Here is a 19,410-nt window from a genome sequence, read left to right on the forward strand (position 1 = left end):
AATGACCTAAGTTTTTCATTTGAAACGCCTGAGTTCAATTGATCGCACGATGCTCTAGGCCCTGCCCCGCGCCGTCTCCCACACCGCCACCAGCGACTGGAACCTTGCCGCCATGTCGGCTGTCGCTTCGTCATCGCTGATCTTGCCTGAGAGCCAGGCTTGCGCCGCGTCGCGGAAAATGGTGCGGCCCACCGCGAAGCCCTTCACCACGGGCTGTGAGGCCGCCGTGCGGAAGCTGGCGGCCAGTTCCTCTTCCGGCGCGTCGAGGCCCAGCAGAACGACGCCGCGGCACCAGGGGTCGTTGGCGCTGATCACCGTGGCGATCTTGTCCCAGGCGGCGGTGGAGGCCTGCGGCTCCAGCTTCCACCAGTCGGGCTTGATGCCCAGCGCGTAAAGCCCGGCCAGTGCCCGGGCGATGGTGTCATCGGCCATGGCGCCGTGTTTGGCGGCGATGATTTCCACCATCAGCTCGCGGCCCACCTTGCGCGCCGCTTCATAAAGCGTCCGCAGCTTCTCCTCCTGTTCGCGCCTCAGCTCCGCGGGGTCATCCGGATGATAGAAGGCGAGGCACTTCACCGTGTGGGTGACCGGCCATTCCACGAGTCTCGCGCCCGCGTCCTGGGTGAACTCGAAGCGCAAGGGGCGCGAGCCCGGCTGCTCCAGGGGCCGCCCCACCCAGAGGCCCAGCTTCGCCGCGTCGAACATCGCCTCGCGGCCATAGACATCGTCCAGCAGCGTGCCGAAGCCCCGCCGGCCGGCGGCCACCCGGCCTGCCGCCGCCACGGCGAGGCGCTTGAAGTCATTGAGCCGCTCGCGCGGGGCGTTGGCCTTCTCCGCCATCTGCTCCAGCTGCATGCGATGGTCGATGGCGAAAGCCAGCAACTGCCCGGGCTCTGGGCGGCGCGTGGTGGCCCAGTGGATGTGGTTGATGGCCTCGTCCCTGCGCAGCGCCCGGTGCGGGCTGCCGTGCTTCAGGAAATATTGCAGCTCATCCCAGGTGGGAATTTCAGGCGAGCACAGCAGGCGGGAGACCGCGAAAGCCCCGCAGGCATTGGCCCAGCTGGCGCTGGTGGCGTGGTCCTCGCCCTTGAGGAAGCCCCGCAGGAAGCCGGACATGAAGCTGTCGCCCGCGCCCAGCACATTGTAGACCTCGATCGGAAAGCCCTTGCCGGCGACGCCTTTTTCGATCGCGTCCGGAATGGCGCCGGGATAGACCACGCAGCCCATCGGCCCACGCTTCAGCACGATCACCGCATTTGACAGTGTACGGATGATGTTGAGCGCCTCCAGCGTATCCTCGCTGCCCGCCGCGATGTGGACTTCCTCCTCGGTGCCGACGATCAGGTCACAGTCCGGCAGAATGGCCTTGAGATGGGCCGAAACCCTGTCCGATCTGATGTAGCGCTCATCGCCCGCCGCGTGGCCGGCAAGCCCCCAGAGATTGGGCCGGTAGTCGATGTCGAAGATCACCTTGGCGCCATGGGCCCTGGCGATGCGCATGGCTTTTCGTTGCGCCGCGGCGGTGTTGGGCGTGGCGAAATGTGTGCCCGTCACCAGCACGGCGGCGGCCGAGGCCACGAAAGCCTCGTCGATGTCGTCCTCCGAGAGCGCGCTGTCAGCGCAGTTGTCGCGGTAGAAGATCAGGGGAAAGCTCTTGTCATTCTCAACCGAGAGCAGGACGAGCGAGGTGAGCCGCGAAGGATCAGTGACGATACCGTCAAGCGCCACGCCCTCGCGCGCCATCTGTTCCCTGATGAAGCGGCCCATCTGCTCCGCGCCCACCCTTGTGATGAGCCCGGATTTCAGGCCAAGCCGGGCGGCGCCGATGGCGATGTTGGCCGGGCAGCCGCCCACCGACTTGGCAAAGGAGGTGACGTCCTCCAGCCGCGCCCCGATCTGCTGGCCGTAGAGGTCCACCGAGCAGCGCCCGATGGTGATCACGTCCAGCTTCCGGGGGGCCGAACCCGCTTCCATGATGCTCTCCAATCTGCTGATCTATGCTTGACAGGAAAAAACAATAATTCCAAAAGCAAGTCAAATCGGAATAAACGTTCCAATAAGCCTGTCATGGCGTGTGATGGAGGACCGGCAATGTTGAGATTCGGAGTCTTGGGCGCGGGCCGCATCGGCAAGGTGCATGCCCGGACCATCGCCGCCTCGGGCAAGGCCAAGGTGGCTTATCTGGCCGACGCGCTGCCGAAGGCGGCGGCGGACCTGGCCGCCGAGGTGGGCGCCAGGGTGGCCAGTGTCGAGGACATCATCAAGGCCAAGGACGTGGACGCCATCCTGATTGCCACGCCCACGCCCTTCCATGCCGAGCAGATCGAGGCCGGCTCCAACGCGGGCAAGCCCGTGCTGTGCGAAAAGCCGGTGAGCCTCTCGGTTGAGCGCATCGAGCAATGCCTCAAGGTGGTCGAGAAGAACAAGACGACGCTGATGATCGGCTTCAACCGCCGCTTCGACCCGAGCTTCGCCGCGCTGCAGAAGCGCCTGCGCGATGGCGCGGTCGGCAGCGTCGAGATGGCCACCATCATCAGCCGCGATCCCGGGCCGCCGCCGATGGACTATGTGAAGCTTTCGGGCGGCTTGTTCCGCGACATGATGATCCACGATCTCGATCTCGCCCGCTTCCTGGTGGGCGAGGAGTTCACGGTGGTGAACGCGCTGGGCGCCTCGCTGGTCGACAAGGCGATCGGCGCCGCGGGCGACGTCGATACCGCCGCCGTGCACATGCAGACGGCGTCCGGCAAGATCTGCGTCATCACCAATTCGCGCCGCGCCACCTATGGCTATGACCAGCGGATCGAGGTGCACGGATCGAAGGGCATGCTGCGGGCCGGCAACATCCACAACACCACGGTGGAACTCGCCAATGGCGAGGGCTTCCGCGAGGATCCGATCCTCAACTTCTTCACCGAGCGCTACGGCCAGGCCTATGCCAACGAAGTGCTCACCTTCATCGATGCGGTGACCAACGGCAAGACCGTGGCGCCCAGCGGCTTCGACGGCCTGCAGGCCCAGAAGCTGGCGGATGCCGCAACGCTCTCCTGGCAGACCGGCGCGCCCGTGAAGGTATCCTGATCATGAACATCGACTCGCTGAAGAATCTCTCCATGGACGGCAAGACCGCCGTGGTCACCGGCTCCACCCAGGGGCTGGGCGAGGCCATCGCGCATCTGTTCGCTGAGCGCGGCGTGGCCAATCTGGTGATCACCGGCCGCAACGCCGAGCGTGGCGCCCGCGTCAAGTCAGCGCTCGAGGCCAAAAAGGTGAAGACCGTCTTCGTCCAAGCCGATCTCGCCAGGATGGAGGACGTGCGCAAGGTGATGGCCGCCTGCGATGCCGCCTTCGGGCGCGTCGACGCGCTGGTCAACGCCGCCGCGATCACCGACCGCGGTTCGATCTGGGATACGACGCCCGAACTCTATGACCTGATGTTCGACACCAATGTGCGCGCCCCCTTCTTCCTGATGCAGGACGCGCTGCACCTGATGAAGAAGAACAAGACCAGCGGCACCATCGTCAACATCCTGTCGATGTCGGGCCATGGCGGGCAGGATTTCATCTCCGCCTATTGCGGCTCCAAGGGAGCGCTCGCCACCCTCACCCGCAACGTGGCCTTCACGGTGATGCGCTACAGGATCAGGGTCAACGGCCTCAACATCGGCTGGATGGATACGCCGGGCGAAGACCGGATCATGAAGACCTATCATGAGGCCGCCCCCGGCTGGCTGGAGAAGGCGGAGGCCGGCCGCCCCTTCGGCCGCCTGCTGAAGCCCGCCGAAGTGGCCCGCGCCGTCGCCTATCTGTCGAGCGAGGAATCAGGCCTGATGACCGGCTCGATCATCGACTTCGACCAGCAGGTGCTGGGCGCGGCCAATTCCATTCCGGAGCCGCCCCCTGCCGACTGGTAAGCGGGCGGGATTGGACTTGGGCCCTGAATCCCTGTAGGCAACCGCCAATTACAATCGAGGAGTGATCCCCATGTCCGAACCCGTCATTGCCCAGAAAGCGCCGATCCCCGTGGAGGTCGAGGCCGGCAAGGATTACTGGTGGTGCTCCTGCGGGCAGTCCAAGCGCCAGCCGTTCTGTGATGGTTCGCACAAGGGCTCGTCCTTCAACCCGGTGAAATGGACGGCGGAGGCTTCGGGCCGCAAATTCTTCTGCGCCTGCAAGCACTCCAAGGCGGAGCCTTTCTGCGACGGCTCGCACAAGGCGCTGTAACGGTTCACCCCTCCGGCCAGCGCTTCCATGCCTGAACTCCTGATCGAATTGTTCTCCGAGGAAATCCCCGCCCGCATGCAGCAGCGGGCGGCGGAGGACCTGCGCCAGATCATCACCAACGGGCTGGTGGCGGCGGGCCTCACCTATGAGGGCGCGCAGGCGCATGGCGGGCCGCGCCGCCTCGTGCTGTCGGTCGAGGGGCTCGACGCCCGCGCCGCCGACGTGAGCGAGGAGCGCAAGGGCCCGCGGGTTGACGCGCCGCAGCCGGCCATTGACGGCTTCCTCAAATCGACCGGCCTCACGCTCGCCGATCTCACCGTGCAGGATGACAAGAAAGGCCAGTTCTATCTGGCCGTCATCCGCAAGCCCGGCCGCCAGGCCACCAGCATCATCGCCGAGCTGGTGCCGGAGACGGTCCGTAAATTCCCATGGCCCAAGTCCATGCGCTGGGGCTCCGGCTCCTTGCGCTGGGTGCGGCCGCTTCATTCGATCATCTGCACGTTTGACGGCGAGGTGGTGCCCTTCGAGATTGACGGCATCGTGAGCGGCAACATCACCCATGGCCACCGTTTCATGGCGCCCGCGCCCATCGCGGTGCGGCGCTTCGAGGATTACGCGGAGAAGCTGGCACGCGCCTTCGTGATGGTCGATGCCCGCCAGCGTGCCGAGACGATCCGCGCCGAGGCCCGCAGCCTCGCCTTCGCGCAGGGGCTCGAGGTGATCGAGGACGAAGCCCTGCTCCGGGAAACGGCGGGGCTCGCCGAATGGCCGGTGGTGCTGATGGGAAGCTTCGATGACAGCTTCCTTGCGGTGCCGCCGGAGGCCATCGCCACCTCGCTCCGCAGCCACCAGAAATGTTTTGCACTTCGTGACATCGCCAGCGGAAAGCTGGCCAACCGCTATCTCATGGTCTCGAACATGCTCGCCAGCGACGGCGGCAAGGTGATCGTCGCCGGCAACAACAAGGTGATCGCCGCCAGGCTGTCGGACGCCCGCTTCTTCTGGGACCAGGACCGCAAGATGAAGCTTGAGGACCGGGCCACGAAGCTCGACGCCGTCACCTTCCATGCCAGGCTGGGGAGCGAGGGCGAGCGCGTGAAGCGCATCGAGAAGCTGGCGGGCGAGATCGCCGCCAGGATCGGCGCCGATCCGGAAAAGGCGCGCGCCGCGGCGCGCCTCGCCAAGGCCGATCTGGTCACCGGCATGGTCGGCGAATTCCCCGAACTGCAGGGCGTCATGGGCCGCTATTACGCGCTCGACCAGGGTGTGGACCCCGAAGTGGCGGACGCCATCCGCGACCATTACAAGCCGCTGGGGCCGGGCGACACGCTGCCCGTCTCGCGCATCGGCCAGGCGGTGGCGCTGGCCGATAAGCTGGACACGCTCACGGGCTTCTGGTCCATCGACGAGAAGCCCACCGGCTCAAAGGACCCTTACGCGCTGCGCCGCGCCGCGCTGGGCGTGATCCGCATCATTCTCGACAAGGGCCTGCGCATCGACCTCAAGCCTTACGGCGGTGATCTTCTTTCCTTCTTCGCCGACCGCCTCAAGGTGCATCTCAGGGACGAAGGCAAGCGCCATGACCTGATCGATGCGGTCTTCGCGCTGGGCAATCAGGACGATCTGGTGCTGGTCACCAAGCGCGTCGAGGCGCTGTCCCATTTCCTCGACACCGACGACGGCAAGAACCTGCTGGCCGGCGTCAAGCGCGCCGCCAATATCCTGCGCATCGAGGAGAAGAAGGACGGCCGCGCCTATGATGGCGATGTGAATATCCAGCAGCTGATCAAGGGCGAGGAGAAGGCGCTGCATACGGCGGTCACCCAGGCCGCCGCCCAGGCGCGCCGCGCCATCGAGCAGGAGGATTTCGAAGCGGCCATGGCCGCGCTGGCCCGGCTGCGTGTGCCGGTGGACCAGTTCTTCGCGCATGTGACGGTGAACGACAAGGACGCCAATTTCCGCGAAAACCGCCTGCGCCTTCTCAACCGCATCCGCGCCGCCACCGCCGAAGTGGCCGATTTCTCAAGGATCGACGGCTGAACGCTCCGCCACCGTCTGGGCCTTCTGGGCGAGCAGGGCGCGGGCGGTGGTTTCATCGGTCACCAGGATGCGGGCAAGGCGCTGGCGCAGCGCGGCCCGGATCACCGGCACCTTGTAGGCGCCGCCCGCCGCCAGGATGGTGTTGGGAATGCGCCGCATGTCGTCAAGCCCGATGCCGACGATACGCTCGTTGATCGGATGGTCAATTGGCTCGCCGTTTGCTCCGATGATGGTGCCCAGTACGTCGCCGACCGCGCCCGCCTTGATCAGATCGGCCGGCTTCACATCGGAGGGAAGCCCGTCGCGCACCAGGAGCGAGCGCGCCGAGATGTCGCTACAGGCCACCGCCATGCCGTCGATCTTCCTGATCTTGTCCAGCACCTCGTCGAACACATCGAGTTTCATGATGGTGTCGCGCGAGCGGCGCGAACCCGCATAGAGGGGCGCGGGAAAATAGCTGTGCTGGGCGCCAAGAAGGTCAGCGAGCCTGGTGGTGATCTCGAAGCTGTTGAAGTCGGAGCCGCGCGTCAGCCCGCCCATGACCGAGACGATCTCAAGGTCATGGCGGTTGAAGGACGCCACGAAACGGGTGGCGATGTTGAGCGTGTTGCCCCAGGTGAGGCCAAAGGTGCGGATGCCCTGGTCGGCAAGCTTGCTCGACAGCACCTGGCCCAGCGCCGCGCCGATGATCATCTGCAGGTCGGCGGCGCGCTCCGGCGAGGGCGCCACGAAGGCCTCGGCAAGCGAGAAGGCCTTGCACAGGCCTTCTTCCAGCTCCGGGCAGGCCGAGAAGGACGTGTTGAGGGTGATCCGCACCAGCCCGTTGCGGCGCGCTTCGGACAGCGCCTTGTTGACGCGGAGCCGGGTGACCTGCAGCTTGTCCGCCACCTGTTCCTGGGTGAGCCCCTCGACATGGTAGGCCCAGGCCACCTGCGCGAGAAAACGCTCGTCTGCGTCGATCTTGGGAAGCTTCGGCGCGCGCGACATCAATCGTCCGTTACTTCACCGCCCCCATCGTCAGGCCGCGCACCAGGTGGCGCGAGACGATCAGCGCGAACACCATCACCGGAACGGCGATCAGCGTGGCGGTGGCCATGATCTTCCCGTAAGGCACGTCGTAGCCTTCCATGAAAGTGATGGCCATGGCGGGCGCTGTCTTGGCGGCCTTGGGCGCCAGAATGTAGGCAAACAGCAATTCGTTCCAGGAGAAGATGAAGGAAAAGATCGCCGACACGGCCACACCGGGCATGGCCAGCGGCAGGCAGATCGACCGGAAAATGCGCCACTGGCTGGCGCCCTCGAGGCTCGCCGCCTCGTCGAGGTCATAAGGGATCGAGCGGAACTGGTCGGTGCAGATCCAGATCACGATGGGCAGGCAGAAGGTGAGATACATCAGGATCAGCGCCAGATGCGTATCGCGCAGGCCGATCTGGCGGGCGATGAGGAACACCGGAAACACCAGCACGACGGGCGAAACGAAGCGGTTGGTGATGAACCAGAACCACAGGTCCTGCTTGCCGCGGAACTCGAAACGGGCCAGCGCATAGGCCGCCGGGCAGCCAAGGCCGATGGACAGCGCGGTGGTGCACACGGCGACGATCAGCGAATTGATCAGCGATATGCCGACCCGGTCCTCGAACAGCACTTCCCAGTAATTGGCGAGAGTCGGCGTGAACATCCAGACAGGCGGCGATTCGAGCGCGATGGCCTGGGTCTTGAGGCTGGTCGTCACCATCCAATAGAAGGGAAATACGCAGAACAGGCAGATCGCGCACAGCAGCACGGCCTCGCCAACCCAGCGGCGGCCGGCATACCCCCCTCGCGCCGATGCGGAGCCAGCACTCATGCCCTGACCTCCCGGTAGAAAAACTTGATGTAGGCGCGCGACAGCAGCACGGTGAGAACGAGCAGGATGATGGCCTGCGCCGAGGCCATGCCGATGTCGAACTGGCGGTTGCCGGTGCGCTCAATGAGAATGGCGATGAATTCGGTGGCCGAGCCCGGGCCGCCGCGCGTCATCGTGAACACCATGTCAAACAGCTTCAGCGTGTCGGCGGTGCGCAGGATCAGCACCGCCACGAGGCCGGGGATCAGGAATGGCAGCTGGATATGGCGCAGCACCGTCCACCAGCGGCCGGTTTCGAGCCTCGCCGCCTCCTCGATCTCGAGCGGCACGTTGGAGAGGCTCGCCAGCATGACCAGCGCCACGAAGGGCGTCCACTGCCACACATCCCAGAAGATCACCGCGATGAACGCATTGGTGGGATCGCCGATCCAGTTGATCGGCTCGACGCCGACAAACCCGAGCAGCTGGTTGATGACGCCATATTTCATGTTGAACATCACCTGCGCCAGAAGCCCCACCACCGCATAGGTGGTTGCCATCGGCAGCACCAGCGACAGCCGCGTGAGGGCACGCAGGAAGCCGAGGCCAGGCCGATGCAGAAGCAGCGCGATCAACAGGCCCAGCACAATCTGCAACGGCACCGCGATCAGGAACAAGACCGCCGTGCGCCCCATGGATTGCCAGAATACCGGGTCTGAGAGCACGCTGGCGTAATTGGCAAGCCCCACGAATTCCTGCTGGTTGGCCTTGGTGAGGTTGAAGAAATGCAGGCTCTTCCAGATGCCGTAGAACAGCGGCGCGATGCCCACCACCGCGAGCGCCAGCACGGATGGCCCAAGAAACGCGATCATGGTCGACGTTTTCACGCGGGCTGTCACGAGCGCTGTCCTTCAGGGTTGGCGATGCGGAACGCGGCGGGGGCAAATCCCCCGCCGCGCGATTGCACAGTCAGGCTTGTTACTGAGCGAGGGGCTTCTTGCCGTCGTAGTAGCCCGCCTTCTGCAGCACTTCCTCCATCTTGGCGCCAATGGTCTTGGCGCCTTCCTCGACCGAGACTTCGCCCAGCATCATCTTGGTGCCCCATTCCTGGACGATTTCGGTGATGGTCGGCCACTCCGCGAAGCGCGGACGGAACTCCGGAACGCCTTCCTTCCAGCTCTCGACGAGGGCCGGGATATAAGTGAACTTCGTGGCGTTATCGGCGTTCTGATAGACCGACTGGCGGGCCGGCACGCCGCCCTTTTCCAGATAGGTCTGGGCATTGGCCTTGGAGGTCAGCCACTGGATCATCAGCCAGGCGGCCGCCTTTTCGTTGTCGTCGGCCTGCGAGGCGACGGCGAGCGAGAAGCCGCCGAGCGCGGGCTTGCGGCCAGCGGGACCCTTCGGCTCCGGCGCGATGGCAAGGCAATCGCCGATCTTCGAGGTCTCCTTGTTGGTCAGCGTCGAATAGAAGGCCGACCACTCGGTGATCATGGCCACGTCGCCCTGGGCGAGCGCGTTCACGGTCTCGGCGTGGTCATAGGAGACGATGCCAGGCGGCATATACTTCATCAGGTCCTGGCGGAAGTTGAGGCCAGCCTGGCTCTCCGGAGAGTTCAGGTTCGACTTGAAGTCCTTCGTCAGGAACGAGCCGCCGAACGGCCACAGCACGCGCGCGAAGCTGTCGGCCGACTGGGTCTCGTTGCGCTTGGACTGCAGCGCGAAGGCGAACTTGCCGTCCTTGGTCAGCGCCGGGCCATACTTGTCCTTGAGGTCAGCCCAGGTTTCCGGCGGGCCGTCAAAGCCGGCGTCCTTCAGCATGCACTTGTTGTAGAAGAGCAGGCCGGAATAGTTGTCGAACGGCAGACCGTAGATGGTGCCGTTCCAGCCGCCGAAAGCGTTCAGCACCAGCGGGAAGAAATCGTTCATGTCGAGATCGGGGTCGGCCAGCTTCGGATCCTTGGCGAACGTATCAACCGGCACGATCCAGCCGTTCTCGGCGAAGTTGCCGATCCACACGAGGTCGATGAGCGCAACGTCAAGGTCGCCCTGGGCGACGAAGTCACGCACCTGCTCGCCCAGCGCGTTCTCATAGGGCAGCGTGGTGATGTTGACCTTGATGCCCGTCTTGGCCTCGAACTCGGGCAGCATTTCCTTGGCGGCGTTGTAACCCGGGCGGTCCAGGAACACGACGTCGACGGTGGTTCCGGCATAGGGCTTGGCCGCCTCTTCAAGCGACCACGCGGACGCCTGCGGGGCGCCAGCCACCGCTCCCATTGCCATGAGCGCGAGCGCGCTCACGAAGTTTCTCAGTTTCATTGATTTCCTCCGTAAAAGGGACGTTAGCGACCAAAGCAGCCATTTACATTTGTATCGCTTCGCATATAAATGTATTTTATCGGGCCGGAGTCAACAGGATTCTGGCGAGGTCTGTCCGGAGGTTCTCAATGGCGCGGGTGAAGCTGTCGAACATCGACAAGTCCTACGGCGCACAGCAGGTCATTCACAACGTGTCGCTGGATATCGAGGATGGCGAGTTCGCGGTATTCGTGGGCCCCTCGGGTTGCGGCAAGTCCACCCTGCTGCGCGCCATCGCCGGGCTGGAGGGCATTTCGCGCGGCCAGGTGATGATCGGCGAGGAGGATGTGACGCGGAAGGCGCCGTCCGAGCGCAACGTCGCCATGGTGTTCCAGTCCTACGCGCTTTACCCCCACATGACGGCGCGCGAAAACATGGACTTCGGGATGAAGATCAACAATTTCCCGGCCGAAGAGCGGAGCCGCAGGATCACCGAGGCGGCGCGCGTGCTGCAACTCAACGACTATCTTGACCGCAAGCCGGGCCAGCTCTCCGGCGGCCAGCGCCAGCGCGTGGCGATCGGCCGGGCCATCGTCAAGAATCCGAAAGTATTCCTGTTCGATGAACCGCTGTCAAACCTCGACGCCAAACTCCGGGTGCAGATGCGGGTCGAGCTCGAGGCGCTGCACCGCCAGCTCAACGCCACCATGATCTACGTCACCCACGACCAGGTCGAGGCCATGACCATGGCTGACAAGATCGTGGTGCTGAACGAGGGCCGGATCGAGCAGATCGGCCCGCCCATGGAGCTCTATCACCGCCCGCGCACCGAATTCGTCGCCGGTTTCATCGGCGCACCGGCCATGAATTTCATCGACCTGCGGCCCAGTCAGGGCACCGCCAGGGTGGGGCTTGGCGCGAGGCTGGCGCAGGCCGGCGCCGCCGCCAAGCTGGGCATCAGGCCCGAGCACATGGTCATCACCGAAGCTGGCAAGGGCGATTTCGACGCCACCGTCCGGCTGCGCGAAACGCTGGGCGGCGACGCCTATCTCTATGTCACGCTCGCGGATGGAACCTCGCTGGTTGTCCGCGCCGACGGCGACACCGCGATCGACGCCGGCCAGGTCATCGGCCTCTCGCTGCCGCCGAACCGGCTCCATTTCTTCGATGCCCAGGGGCTCGCGCTGCGATCGGGAGGAAAGCCGCATTGAATGCCGCGCAGCAAACCATAGCCGGGGGCCTGAAGGTTTCGAAATCCATCGCCGCCGTCGATCTCTCGACGGGCGCGCTCGCCCAAGCGCCGGCCCTCCTCAAGGCGCATTTCGGCGGGGGAACGGCGTTTCTCATCGCTGACGAAAACACCTGGGCCGCCGCAGGCCTGGCGCTCGACGCGCAGCTTCGCGCGGCGGCCATCGCGGTCAAGACCCATGTGCTGCCCGCCAAGCCGAAGCCCAAGCCCAGTGTCGAACTGGCGCAGACGCTGATCGGCGCCCTGCAAGGCTCTGATGCAATTCCCATCGCCGTGGGCTCCGGCGTCATCAACGATGTCGTGAAATACGCGGCCTTCAAGCTCGGGCGTCCCTATCTCTGCGTGGCCACCGCGGCGTCGATGGACGGCTACACTTCAGCTGGCGCGCCGCTCTCGGAGAAGGGTTTCAAGAAGACGATCCAATGCGCGCCCCCGCGGGCGATCGTCGCCGACCTCGACGTTCTCAGCAAGGCGCCACCGGACATGACAAGCTGGGGCTACAGCGATCTTGCGGGCAAGATCCCGGCGGGCGCGGACTGGATCCTGGCGGATGAGCTTGGCATCGAGCCCATCGCACCAGCCGCATGGACCATGGTGCAAGGGCATTTGCGCGATTTCCTGTCACACCCGCAGGCCGTGGCGCGCGGCGAACCCGCCGCCATCGAGAACCTGTTCGCAGGCTTGTCACTGGTGGGTTTCGCGATGGAGCTTTACGGTTCCTCACGGCCCGCCTCGGGGGCCGATCACCAGATTGCCCATCTCTGGGAAATGCGGGGCCTCGAACATGACGGCGAAGCGGTGAGCCACGGCTCTTGCGTGGCCATCGGCTCGCTGGCGGCCTTGCGGCTCTACAGCTGGTTCCTCGCCCAGGACATGGCGCGCCTCGACATTGAGGCCACGGTGGCGCAGGCCCCGGATTTCGCCGCAAAGGCGGAAGCGATCCAGAGCGCTTTCGGGCCTTCCGAGATCGCCGACCGCTCGATCGAGGAAACGCGTCTCAAGCATGTGGGCAAGGATGTGCTGCGCCAGCGGCTGACGCGCCTCAAGGAGGTCTGGCCGCGCCTCAAGGCGAGGCTAGAAGGACAGGTCATCAACCCCGAAGACTTCGCGGCGATGTTGCTTATGGCCGGCGCGCCCTCCACACCCATGGATATCGGCGTCGATGACCGCTACCTGCGCTGGACCGTGCTCTCATCGCTCTACCTGCGCAGCCGCTACACGATTCTCGATGTGCTGGACGATACGGGCTGGCTGCAGGCCGCCGTGAACGCCTTTCCGGCATCGTCCGGGATCAAAACAGGAGCCACTGTCTGATGCTGGATTACCGCAAGACCGTTGAGCAAGCCGCCGAGGAGGTGAAGGCCGCCAGCCGCGAGGTGGACGCCGCCGCGGCTGACCGTCTGGCGCGTGAGATATCCAAGGCGCGGCGCGTGGTGCTTTATGGCGTGGGCCGCGAAGGCCTGATGATGCGCGCGCTGGCGATGCGGCTCTACCACCTCGGTCTCGATGCTCATGTGGTGGGCGATATGGCGGCGCCGCCGGTGGGCCGCGGCGATCTTCTCATCGTCAGCGCGGGACCGGGCGATTTTTCCACCGTCATGGGGCTCATCGGTGTGGCCTCGGAGGCCGGCGCGCGCACCGCCTGCATCACCGCGCAACCCAAGGGCCGCGTGCCGCGCGCCTGTGACACCGTGCTCGTCATTCCGGCGCAGACCATGGCGGACGACACCGGACCCAGCCCGGCCTCGGTGCTGCCGATGGGCTCGCTGTTCGAGGGCGCGCAGTTCCTCACCTTCGAGGTGCTGATCCTGATGCTGCGCGAACGGCTGAAGGTTTCGCCTTCCGCGATGCGCAAGCGGCATACCAATCTCGAATAGGCTTAGCGCAAGACACCCGCAAATTGCCGGAGACGTTTCCGTTCGGGTGTGAAGTGGGCTAGGCTGGCAGCATGGCCCATGATGCCCCCAGCCAACTGCGCCGTGCCCTCAGCCTGCCGTGGCTTGTGTTCTATGGCGTCGGGGTCACCATTGGCGCGGGCATCTTCGCCCTCATCGGCGAGATCGTGGCCATTGCTGGAAGTCATGCCCCATTGGCCTTTTTCGTGGCGGGCGTCGTCGCCGGGCTGAGCGGCTTCTCCTATGCGATACTGGCAAGCGCCTATCCGCGCGCGGCAGGCGAAGCCATCTTCGTCAAGCTGGGACTAGGCGAGATCGCGGGCCGGATCATCGGCTATGGCGTGGTCGCCGTCGCCATCACGTCGAGCGCCGTCATCGGCCTGGCCTTCGCGCGCTATGTCGCGAGCTTCTCGGGCCTGCCAGAAGCCATGAGCCTGCTCGCGGTCATGGCGTTCCTGAGCATGGTTGCCGCCGCCGGGGTGCGCGAAAGCGTGGGCTTTGCCGCCGTCGTCACGGTTCTGGAGGTCGGCGCGCTGCTGGTGGTGGCCGTGGCCGGGCTGCCGATGGCGGCACGCTCGCCGTTGCTGGGCGAAGTCCTTTCGCTGCCCACGGACTGGACAGTGTGGAGCGCGGTCTTCGCCGGCGGCTTTGTTGCATTCTTCGCCTTCATCGGCTTCGAGGATATTGAGAATATGGCGGAGGAGACCCACGATGCGCAGCGGGTGGTGCCGCTTGCCATCCTGCTGACGCTGGTGATTGCGGTGGTGCTCGACGGTCTCGTCGCGGTGGTGGCGGCAAGCTGGCCCGACCGCGAGGCGCTGGTCACGAGCCGCGCGCCGCTCGCCGACCTGTTCCAGCACGTGACCGGCCAATCCGGAACCCCCATGGCGGTGATGGCCGCGGTGGCGATGATCAACGGAATTCTGGTCCAGATCATCATGGCGAGCCGCGTCCTCTATGGCATGGCGGGTGAAGGCATGGCGCCACGGCAATTGCGCATCCTGCATGCCAGGCGGCAAACACCCGTCCGCGCCATCCTGCTGGTGTGCGCCGCGGCCGCGGCACTCGGCCTGTTCGTTCCGCTCCTGCGGCTCGCCGAACTGACCAGCCTCGTGATGCTAGCCGTGTTCGCGGCGGTGAATGTCAGTCTCTTCCTGATCGGCCGCCGCGGCGATGCACCGCCACGCCTCAGGCGTTGGCGTTACTGGGGGCTCTTTGGCGCCGCCGTCACCATCGGCCTCATTGTTCTCGAAGCCAGCCCGTGAAACGGCTCATGCCGGCGCCCGCGGGGTTTCCGGCTCGCGGCCCCGCACCACGCGCAGGCCGCGGCGCGGGCCAGTGGTTTCGGTGACCACCGTACACTGGCCTTCCGGGCGGCTGTCGGTGGAATAGAAGATCACCACCCAGTCGCCGGTCTTGTTCAGGTCATGGGCGCGCGCCGTGTTCGAGTACAGCGCCGTGAAATGCCACGGCCCGCGCTCCGTGTGCAGAACGGGAAGCCATGCTTTTCCTTCAGGGTTGAACCGTTTGGGCGCGATCAGCCTGAGCGCACCGGTGACGGCCTTCTCGCGGTATTCGCGGTCGACATCGAGCAGCGTGGCCACGGGAGGCACCGGCGGCGCACCCGGCCCAACCGGCCGCTTCCGGTTCAGGAGTCCGGAAACCCCCAGCATGATGGCCGCGGCACGGCGGGGCCCGATTCCCGGCACCGCGGCGAGACGGCCATCATGGGCGGCTGCTTCAAGGGCTTCCAGTGTGCCGCAGTCGAGGTGATCATGAATGCGCCGGGCAAGCATGGGGCCAACCCCCGGCACCCCGCGCAGCAGCGCCTCGGGATCGGAGGCACCGCGCAGCCGCTCAAGTTGCACCCACCGCCCGGTGGCCAGAATCTCCTGGATGGCCGAAGCCAGGCCGGGGCCGATATGCGGCAGGCCATCCAGCGCCTCGATCCCGCCGGCGGCGAGGCTGGCAATGCTCTGTGGCAGTGCTTCCACCGTATCCGCCGCCTTCTCATAGGCGGCAATGCGAAACGTGCCTGCCCCCTGCGCCCGCAACAGGCCCGCCGCCTCGCGCAGGGCGGCGGCGATTTCGGCATTGGACATGACGGAGGCCGTGGCCATCACCGAAACCCGGTTATTCGCGCTGCATGCGCTCGACCTGCGAAACCAGCTGCCGTTCAGCACGCCGGACCGCATCGCTCAGCGCGAAATGGAAATCCGCATGACGTTCATCGGCATCGGGCGTGCGTGACACATCCACCTCGCGGCCATCCGGCAGCTTGAGCCGGATCGACACCAGGAACGCCGCACCCTTGCGGTGGTGACCGTCGGGCGCCTTCACCGCCACCCGGCCCGAGACGATGCCGCCAAACCGGCGCTCAAGCTCGCCCACATGCCGTTCGATCAGGGTGCGCTGCGCATCCGAGCCCTGAAAGCCGAGGAAATCCATCTCTACGGGGGTCTTCATGGAGGCTGTTCCTTTCTGTTGCTTCAGTTGCATCATTTTCGATTGCAGGGCTGCGCTCCTTGATCGTGATCAAGGCCCGGCCGCCTTCCGGCAAGTCAAAGGAGAATGCCTGCCGAACCTTGCGGAGCCCTAAAATGCCGGACTTTGAGAAGATGACGCCTGAGCTTTCCCGCCTGTTCATTCGCCTTGACGCGGCGGCGCCGGCGGATCCCGTGTTGCAGGCCGCCGCCGGGCTCTGGCGGGAGCGCCGCGGCGGCGCGCTCTACCCGCCGGAGCGGCTGATCGATGATTTGCCCGCTTTCGCGCGGCCGCATGCGCTGCTGGCGCGGATGAGCCTCAACGGCACAAAGGACTGGATGTTCGCCGGGGCCGGCGCATCCGCCGCCATCTCACTCGGCGGCGCGTCCGGGCGCGTGGCGGACGCCGTGAACACGGAACTGGGCCGTCGGCTCTCGGCACTGTTCGATCTCGTGGCGAACAAGGGCGAGCCTTATGCCGCCAGCTTCGAGCTTGAAAGCCCCGGCGGCGAAAAGCGTTGGTGCGAGGCCTATGCCGCGCCGCTCTTGGCCGCCCATGGCGGCGAGCCCGCGATCCTCGCCGTGCTCAATTGGCGCGCCGGGGCGAAGCGGTGACGGGTATGGGGTTCGCTTCACGCCAGGATGCGGGCCGCCGGCTGGCGCGGCGGCTCAAAGCCATGGCCATTGAAAATCCGGTGGTCCTTGCCCTGCCGCGCGGCGGCGTGCCGGTCGCGGCGGAAGTGGCGAGGGAATTGAACGCGCCGCTTGACCTCATCCTGGTGCGCAAGATCGGCGCGCCCGGCCAGCCTGAACTGGCGGCGGCGGCCATTGTCGATGGGCCAACGCCGCTGCTGGTGGAGAACGAAAGCGTGATGCGCATGCTGGGCCTCACCTCCCGGGAGATCGGCGAACTGGCGAAGCCAGCGCTCGCCGAAATCGAGCGCCGCCGCCAGCGCTATCTGGGCGGGCGCGCGCCCGCCGACGTCACCGGAAAGACGGCGATCGTGGTCGATGACGGCATTGCCACCGGCACGACCGCCAAAGCGGCGCTGAAAGCCCTGCGGACCCGTCAACCAAAGTCCCTGATCCTCGCCGTCCCGGTCGCTTCTCCCGATGCCATCGCGCAGTTGCGCCGCGAGGCTGACCGCACCGTGACCTTGCTGGAGCCTCCGGGCTTTTATGCCATCGGGCCCTATTACGGGGATTTTCATCAGCTTACGGATGATGAGGTGATGTCCGCCTTCAGCGTTGCCGCTCCCGCCAGCCGGGGTTGATCCACGGCTCCTGGTTCGACGGCGGCAGCGGATCGCGGCCCAGGATGTGATCGCTCGCCTTCTCGCCGATCATGATGGTGGGGGCTTTGAGATTGCCGTTGGTCACCTGCGGCATGATCGAGGAATCCGCCACGCGCAGGGCTTCGATGCCGATCACCCGGCATTCCGGGTCCACGACCGCGAGAGGATCATCCGGGGAGCCCATGCGGCAGGTGCCGCAGGGGTGATAGGCGCTCTCGGCATGGGCGCGCACGAAGGCGTCGATCTCCGCGTCGCTCTCCACGTCCTGTCCCGGCTGGATTTCCCCGGCCGCGAAACGCTGCATGGCGGGCTGGCGGAAGATTTCGCGGGTCAAACGCACCGCCCTGCGCCATTCCGGCATGTCATCCGGATGGGAGAGGTAGTTGAACAGGATGCGCGGCGGTTCCGCCGGATCATTGCTCCGTACACGCACAAACCCGCGGGATTTCGAGCGCATCGGGCCCACATGCGCCTGGAAACCATGGCCGGCGAAGGCGGCCTTGCCGTCATAGCGCATGGCGGCCGGCAGAAAATGATACTGGATGTCCGGATATTCGACGCCGGCCGCGGAGCGGATGAAAGCGCAGGACTCGAAGTGATTGGTGGCGCCAAGGCCGGTCTTGAACAAAAGCCATTCAGCGCCGATCAGGCCTTTCGAAAACAGGCCAAGCTTCGAATAGAGCGTCACCGGCTCGCGGCAGCGGACCTGGAAATAGACTTCGAGGTGGTCCTGCAGGTTCTCGCCCACGCCGGCAAGCGCATGAACGACCGGAATGCCCGCCGCCCCCAGCACCTCCGGCGCGCCGATCCCGGAGAGCTGCAGGAGCTTGGGCGAATTGACCGTCGAGGCGGCGATGATCACCTCGCGCCGCGCCCGCACCTGCCGCACGCCGCCACCCACCGCATATTCGACGCCCACCGCGCGCCTGCCCTCCAGCAGCACGCGCCGCGCCAGGGCATGGGTCACGAGCCTGACATTGCCGCGTTTCAGCGCCGGCTTCAGATAGGCATTGGCGGCCGACCAGCGCACGCCCTGATGCACCGTCATTTCCATGGCCCCGAAGCCTTCCTGCTGGCGGCCGTTGTAGTCCACCGTCACCGGATAGCCGGCCTCGGCGCCCGCCGCGATGAAGGCCTGGTACAATGGGTTGCGCCTCTGCCCCCGCGTCACATGCAGCGGGCCATCGGTGCCGCGCCAGCCGTCCTCGCCGCCATGGCTCGTCTCCTGGCGCTTGAAATAGGGCAGCACGTGGCGGAAGCCCCAGCCCTTGGCGCCCATGTCTTCCCAGCTGTCGAAATCCCGGGCATGGCCGCGCACATAGACCATGCCGTTGATGGAAGATGAGCCGCCCACCACCTTGCCGCGCGGCGTGGCCAGGCGGCGGCCACCGAGGCCCGGTTCCGGCTCGGTCTCGAAGCCCCAGTTATAGAGGCTCATGTTCATCGGGTAGGACAGCGCCGAGGGCATCTGGATGAGAGGCCCCCTGTCGCTGCCGCCATATTCCAGAACGCACACGGTGTTCCTGCCGTCCGCGGCGAGGCGATAGGCCATGGCGCAGCCGGCCGAGCCCGCCCCGACGATCACGAAATCGAAAGTCTCCGTCATCTGCCGCGCCGCCCGGGTTCCGCCAGCGCTTCGAGTTCGGCGATGCGCGCCGCGGTTTCCTTCCAGCTGGCGTTCACCGTGGCGGCCACCAGCGCCTCGGCCACGAACAGCGGCACGATGTTCGAGTCCCAGCTCGATGGCGCTTCGATGCGCAAGGGAAGGCAATGCACGGCGAGCCTCGCGATTGGTGAAATCCACTGGTCGGTAATGAGCACGGCCTTGGCCCCGCGCTCTGTGGCGGAAACGGCAAGATCGAGCATGCGCGCGTCATAGCGGCGGATGTCGAAGAACAGGAATACATCCTCGCCGCCGGTATCGAGCAGATATTGCGGCCACAGCGACGGGTTCCCGGGAACCAGACTCACCCCCGGCCGCGCCATCTGCAAATGGGTTGCGAGATAGGCGGCAATCGCCCCCGTGATCCGTCCGCCCGCCACATGAATCCTGCGCTTGCGGCTGGCGAGCAGCGCCACCACGGCATCGAAGGCGCGGTGG

General features: G+C 65.7%; 19 protein-coding genes. 10 read left to right on the top strand and 9 right to left on the bottom strand.

All coding sequences use genetic code 11. From position 1 onward, the window contains the following. Positions 1 to 54: 54 nt before the first annotated feature. Positions 55 to 1,986, bottom strand: a complete 1,932-nt coding sequence (gene iolC / locus ACKOED_RS09440; protein WP_408916343.1) for a 5-dehydro-2-deoxygluconokinase — start codon at positions 1,984 to 1,986, stop codon at positions 55 to 57. Between the two features lie 105 nt (positions 1,987 to 2,091). Between iolC and iolG the strand changes: the two genes are divergently transcribed. From iolG to glyS, 4 genes are all read left to right on the top strand, one after another. Continuing rightward, positions 2,092 to 3,081, top strand: a complete 990-nt coding sequence (iolG, locus tag ACKOED_RS09445) for an inositol 2-dehydrogenase (protein ID WP_408916344.1) — start codon at positions 2,092 to 2,094, stop codon at positions 3,079 to 3,081. A 2-nt stretch (positions 3,082 to 3,083) separates the two neighbouring features. Further along, complete coding sequence (locus ACKOED_RS09450; RefSeq protein ID WP_408916345.1) at positions 3,084 to 3,914, top strand: SDR family oxidoreductase; 831 nt, start codon at positions 3,084 to 3,086, stop codon at positions 3,912 to 3,914. 70 nt (positions 3,915 to 3,984) lie between these two features. After that, positions 3,985 to 4,224 carry a CDGSH iron-sulfur domain-containing protein gene (locus ACKOED_RS09455; RefSeq protein ID WP_408916346.1) on the top strand — a complete coding sequence of 80 codons (240 nt, stop codon included), beginning with the start codon at positions 3,985 to 3,987 and terminating at the stop codon, positions 4,222 to 4,224. A 27-nt stretch (positions 4,225 to 4,251) separates the two neighbouring features. Further along, complete coding sequence (gene glyS / locus ACKOED_RS09460) at positions 4,252 to 6,264, top strand: glycine--tRNA ligase subunit beta (protein WP_408916347.1); 2,013 nt, start codon at positions 4,252 to 4,254, stop codon at positions 6,262 to 6,264. On the opposite strand, the gene ACKOED_RS09465 is transcribed toward glyS, so the two are convergent. The 4 genes from ACKOED_RS09465 to ACKOED_RS09480 form a co-directional block, all read right to left on the bottom strand. Further along, a complete protein-coding gene (locus ACKOED_RS09465) occupies positions 6,247 to 7,251 on the bottom strand; it encodes a sugar-binding transcriptional regulator (RefSeq protein ID WP_408916348.1) in 1,005 nt (334 codons plus the stop codon). The genes glyS and ACKOED_RS09465 overlap by 18 nt on opposite strands. A gap of 10 nt (positions 7,252 to 7,261) precedes the next feature. After that, positions 7,262 to 8,110, bottom strand: a complete 849-nt coding sequence (locus ACKOED_RS09470; RefSeq protein ID WP_408916349.1) for a carbohydrate ABC transporter permease — start codon at positions 8,108 to 8,110, stop codon at positions 7,262 to 7,264. After that, complete coding sequence (locus tag ACKOED_RS09475; protein WP_408916350.1) at positions 8,107 to 8,961, bottom strand: carbohydrate ABC transporter permease; 855 nt, start codon at positions 8,959 to 8,961, stop codon at positions 8,107 to 8,109. The genes ACKOED_RS09470 and ACKOED_RS09475 overlap by 4 nt, the downstream gene beginning before the upstream one ends. A 106-nt stretch (positions 8,962 to 9,067) precedes the next feature. Continuing rightward, positions 9,068 to 10,408 (bottom strand): ABC transporter substrate-binding protein, encoded by a 1,341-nt coding sequence (locus ACKOED_RS09480; protein ID WP_408916351.1) that lies wholly within the window; start codon positions 10,406 to 10,408, stop codon positions 9,068 to 9,070. A gap of 128 nt (positions 10,409 to 10,536) precedes the next feature. On the opposite strand from ACKOED_RS09480, the gene ACKOED_RS09485 reads away from it, so the two are divergent. From ACKOED_RS09485 to ACKOED_RS09500, 4 genes are all read left to right on the top strand, one after another. After that, entirely contained in the window at positions 10,537 to 11,598 is a 1,062-nt protein-coding gene (locus tag ACKOED_RS09485; protein WP_408916352.1) for an ABC transporter ATP-binding protein, read from the top strand. Then, positions 11,595 to 12,950 (top strand): sn-glycerol-1-phosphate dehydrogenase, encoded by a 1,356-nt coding sequence (locus tag ACKOED_RS09490; protein WP_408916353.1) that lies wholly within the window; start codon positions 11,595 to 11,597, stop codon positions 12,948 to 12,950. The genes ACKOED_RS09485 and ACKOED_RS09490 overlap by 4 nt, the downstream gene beginning before the upstream one ends. Continuing rightward, positions 12,950 to 13,513 (top strand): SIS domain-containing protein, encoded by a 564-nt coding sequence (locus ACKOED_RS09495; protein WP_408916354.1) that lies wholly within the window; start codon positions 12,950 to 12,952, stop codon positions 13,511 to 13,513. The genes ACKOED_RS09490 and ACKOED_RS09495 overlap by 1 nt, the downstream gene beginning before the upstream one ends. Before the next feature lie 71 nt (positions 13,514 to 13,584). Next, entirely contained in the window at positions 13,585 to 14,796 is a 1,212-nt protein-coding gene (locus tag ACKOED_RS09500; protein ID WP_408916355.1) for an APC family permease, read from the top strand. A 6-nt stretch (positions 14,797 to 14,802) separates the two neighbouring features. On the opposite strand, the gene ACKOED_RS09505 is transcribed toward ACKOED_RS09500, so the two are convergent. Further along, positions 14,803 to 15,651 (bottom strand): helix-hairpin-helix domain-containing protein, encoded by an 849-nt coding sequence (locus ACKOED_RS09505; RefSeq protein ID WP_408916356.1) that lies wholly within the window; start codon positions 15,649 to 15,651, stop codon positions 14,803 to 14,805. Between the two features lie 13 nt (positions 15,652 to 15,664). Continuing rightward, positions 15,665 to 15,997: an HPF/RaiA family ribosome-associated protein gene (locus ACKOED_RS09510; protein WP_408916357.1), complete on the bottom strand. Its 333-nt coding sequence runs from the start codon at positions 15,995 to 15,997 to the stop codon at positions 15,665 to 15,667. Positions 15,998 to 16,131: 134 nt separating this feature from the next. Between ACKOED_RS09510 and ACKOED_RS09515 the strand changes: the two genes are divergently transcribed. Further along, positions 16,132 to 16,629, top strand: a complete 498-nt coding sequence (locus tag ACKOED_RS09515; protein ID WP_408916358.1) for a hypothetical protein — start codon at positions 16,132 to 16,134, stop codon at positions 16,627 to 16,629. Between the two features lie 5 nt (positions 16,630 to 16,634). Then, positions 16,635 to 17,288 (top strand): phosphoribosyltransferase, encoded by a 654-nt coding sequence (locus ACKOED_RS09520; protein ID WP_408916359.1) that lies wholly within the window; start codon positions 16,635 to 16,637, stop codon positions 17,286 to 17,288. On the opposite strand, the gene betA is transcribed toward ACKOED_RS09520, so the two are convergent. Continuing rightward, complete coding sequence (gene betA / locus ACKOED_RS09525) at positions 17,257 to 18,915, bottom strand: choline dehydrogenase (protein WP_408916360.1); 1,659 nt, start codon at positions 18,913 to 18,915, stop codon at positions 17,257 to 17,259. The two genes, ACKOED_RS09520 and betA, sit on opposite strands and share 32 nt — an antisense overlap. After that, positions 18,912 to 19,410, bottom strand: a 499-nt coding sequence (locus tag ACKOED_RS09530) for a MurR/RpiR family transcriptional regulator (RefSeq protein ID WP_408916361.1), incomplete at its 5' end; no start/stop codon positions are given. The genes betA and ACKOED_RS09530, both read right to left, overlap by 4 nt.

Source organism: Aestuariivirga sp. (assembly GCF_046093005.1).
Taxonomy (GTDB): domain Bacteria; phylum Pseudomonadota; class Alphaproteobacteria; order Rhizobiales; family Aestuariivirgaceae; genus Aestuariivirga.

Bases quoted from the DNA above. Each gene is read 5' to 3' on its own strand.
- ACKOED_RS09520 (WP_408916359.1), top strand. From the start codon at position 16,635: ATGGGGTTCGCTTCACGCCAGGATGCGGGCCGCCGGCTGGCGCGGCGG.
- ACKOED_RS09485 (WP_408916352.1), top strand. From the start codon at position 10,537: ATGGCGCGGGTGAAGCTGTCGAACATCGACAAGTCCTACGGCGCACAG.
- ACKOED_RS09470 (WP_408916349.1), bottom strand. From the start codon at position 8,110: ATGAGTGCTGGCTCCGCATCGGCGCGAGGGGGGTATGCCGGCCGCCGC.
- ACKOED_RS09495 (WP_408916354.1), top strand. From the start codon at position 12,950: ATGCTGGATTACCGCAAGACCGTTGAGCAAGCCGCCGAGGAGGTGAAG.
- ACKOED_RS09480 (WP_408916351.1), bottom strand. From the start codon at position 10,408: ATGAAACTGAGAAACTTCGTGAGCGCGCTCGCGCTCATGGCAATGGGA.
- ACKOED_RS09475 (WP_408916350.1), bottom strand. From the start codon at position 8,961: ATGATCGCGTTTCTTGGGCCATCCGTGCTGGCGCTCGCGGTGGTGGGC.
- ACKOED_RS09465 (WP_408916348.1), bottom strand. From the start codon at position 7,251: ATGTCGCGCGCGCCGAAGCTTCCCAAGATCGACGCAGACGAGCGTTTT.
- ACKOED_RS09500 (WP_408916355.1), top strand. From the start codon at position 13,585: ATGGCCCATGATGCCCCCAGCCAACTGCGCCGTGCCCTCAGCCTGCCG.
- ACKOED_RS09450 (WP_408916345.1), top strand. From the start codon at position 3,084: ATGAACATCGACTCGCTGAAGAATCTCTCCATGGACGGCAAGACCGCC.
- iolG (WP_408916344.1), top strand. From the start codon at position 2,092: ATGTTGAGATTCGGAGTCTTGGGCGCGGGCCGCATCGGCAAGGTGCAT.
- betA (WP_408916360.1), bottom strand. From the start codon at position 18,915: ATGACGGAGACTTTCGATTTCGTGATCGTCGGGGCGGGCTCGGCCGGC.
- ACKOED_RS09455 (WP_408916346.1), top strand. From the start codon at position 3,985: ATGTCCGAACCCGTCATTGCCCAGAAAGCGCCGATCCCCGTGGAGGTC.
- ACKOED_RS09505 (WP_408916356.1), bottom strand. From the start codon at position 15,651: ATGGCCACGGCCTCCGTCATGTCCAATGCCGAAATCGCCGCCGCCCTG.
- ACKOED_RS09510 (WP_408916357.1), bottom strand. From the start codon at position 15,997: ATGAAGACCCCCGTAGAGATGGATTTCCTCGGCTTTCAGGGCTCGGAT.
- ACKOED_RS09515 (WP_408916358.1), top strand. From the start codon at position 16,132: ATGCCGGACTTTGAGAAGATGACGCCTGAGCTTTCCCGCCTGTTCATT.
- glyS (WP_408916347.1), top strand. From the start codon at position 4,252: ATGCCTGAACTCCTGATCGAATTGTTCTCCGAGGAAATCCCCGCCCGC.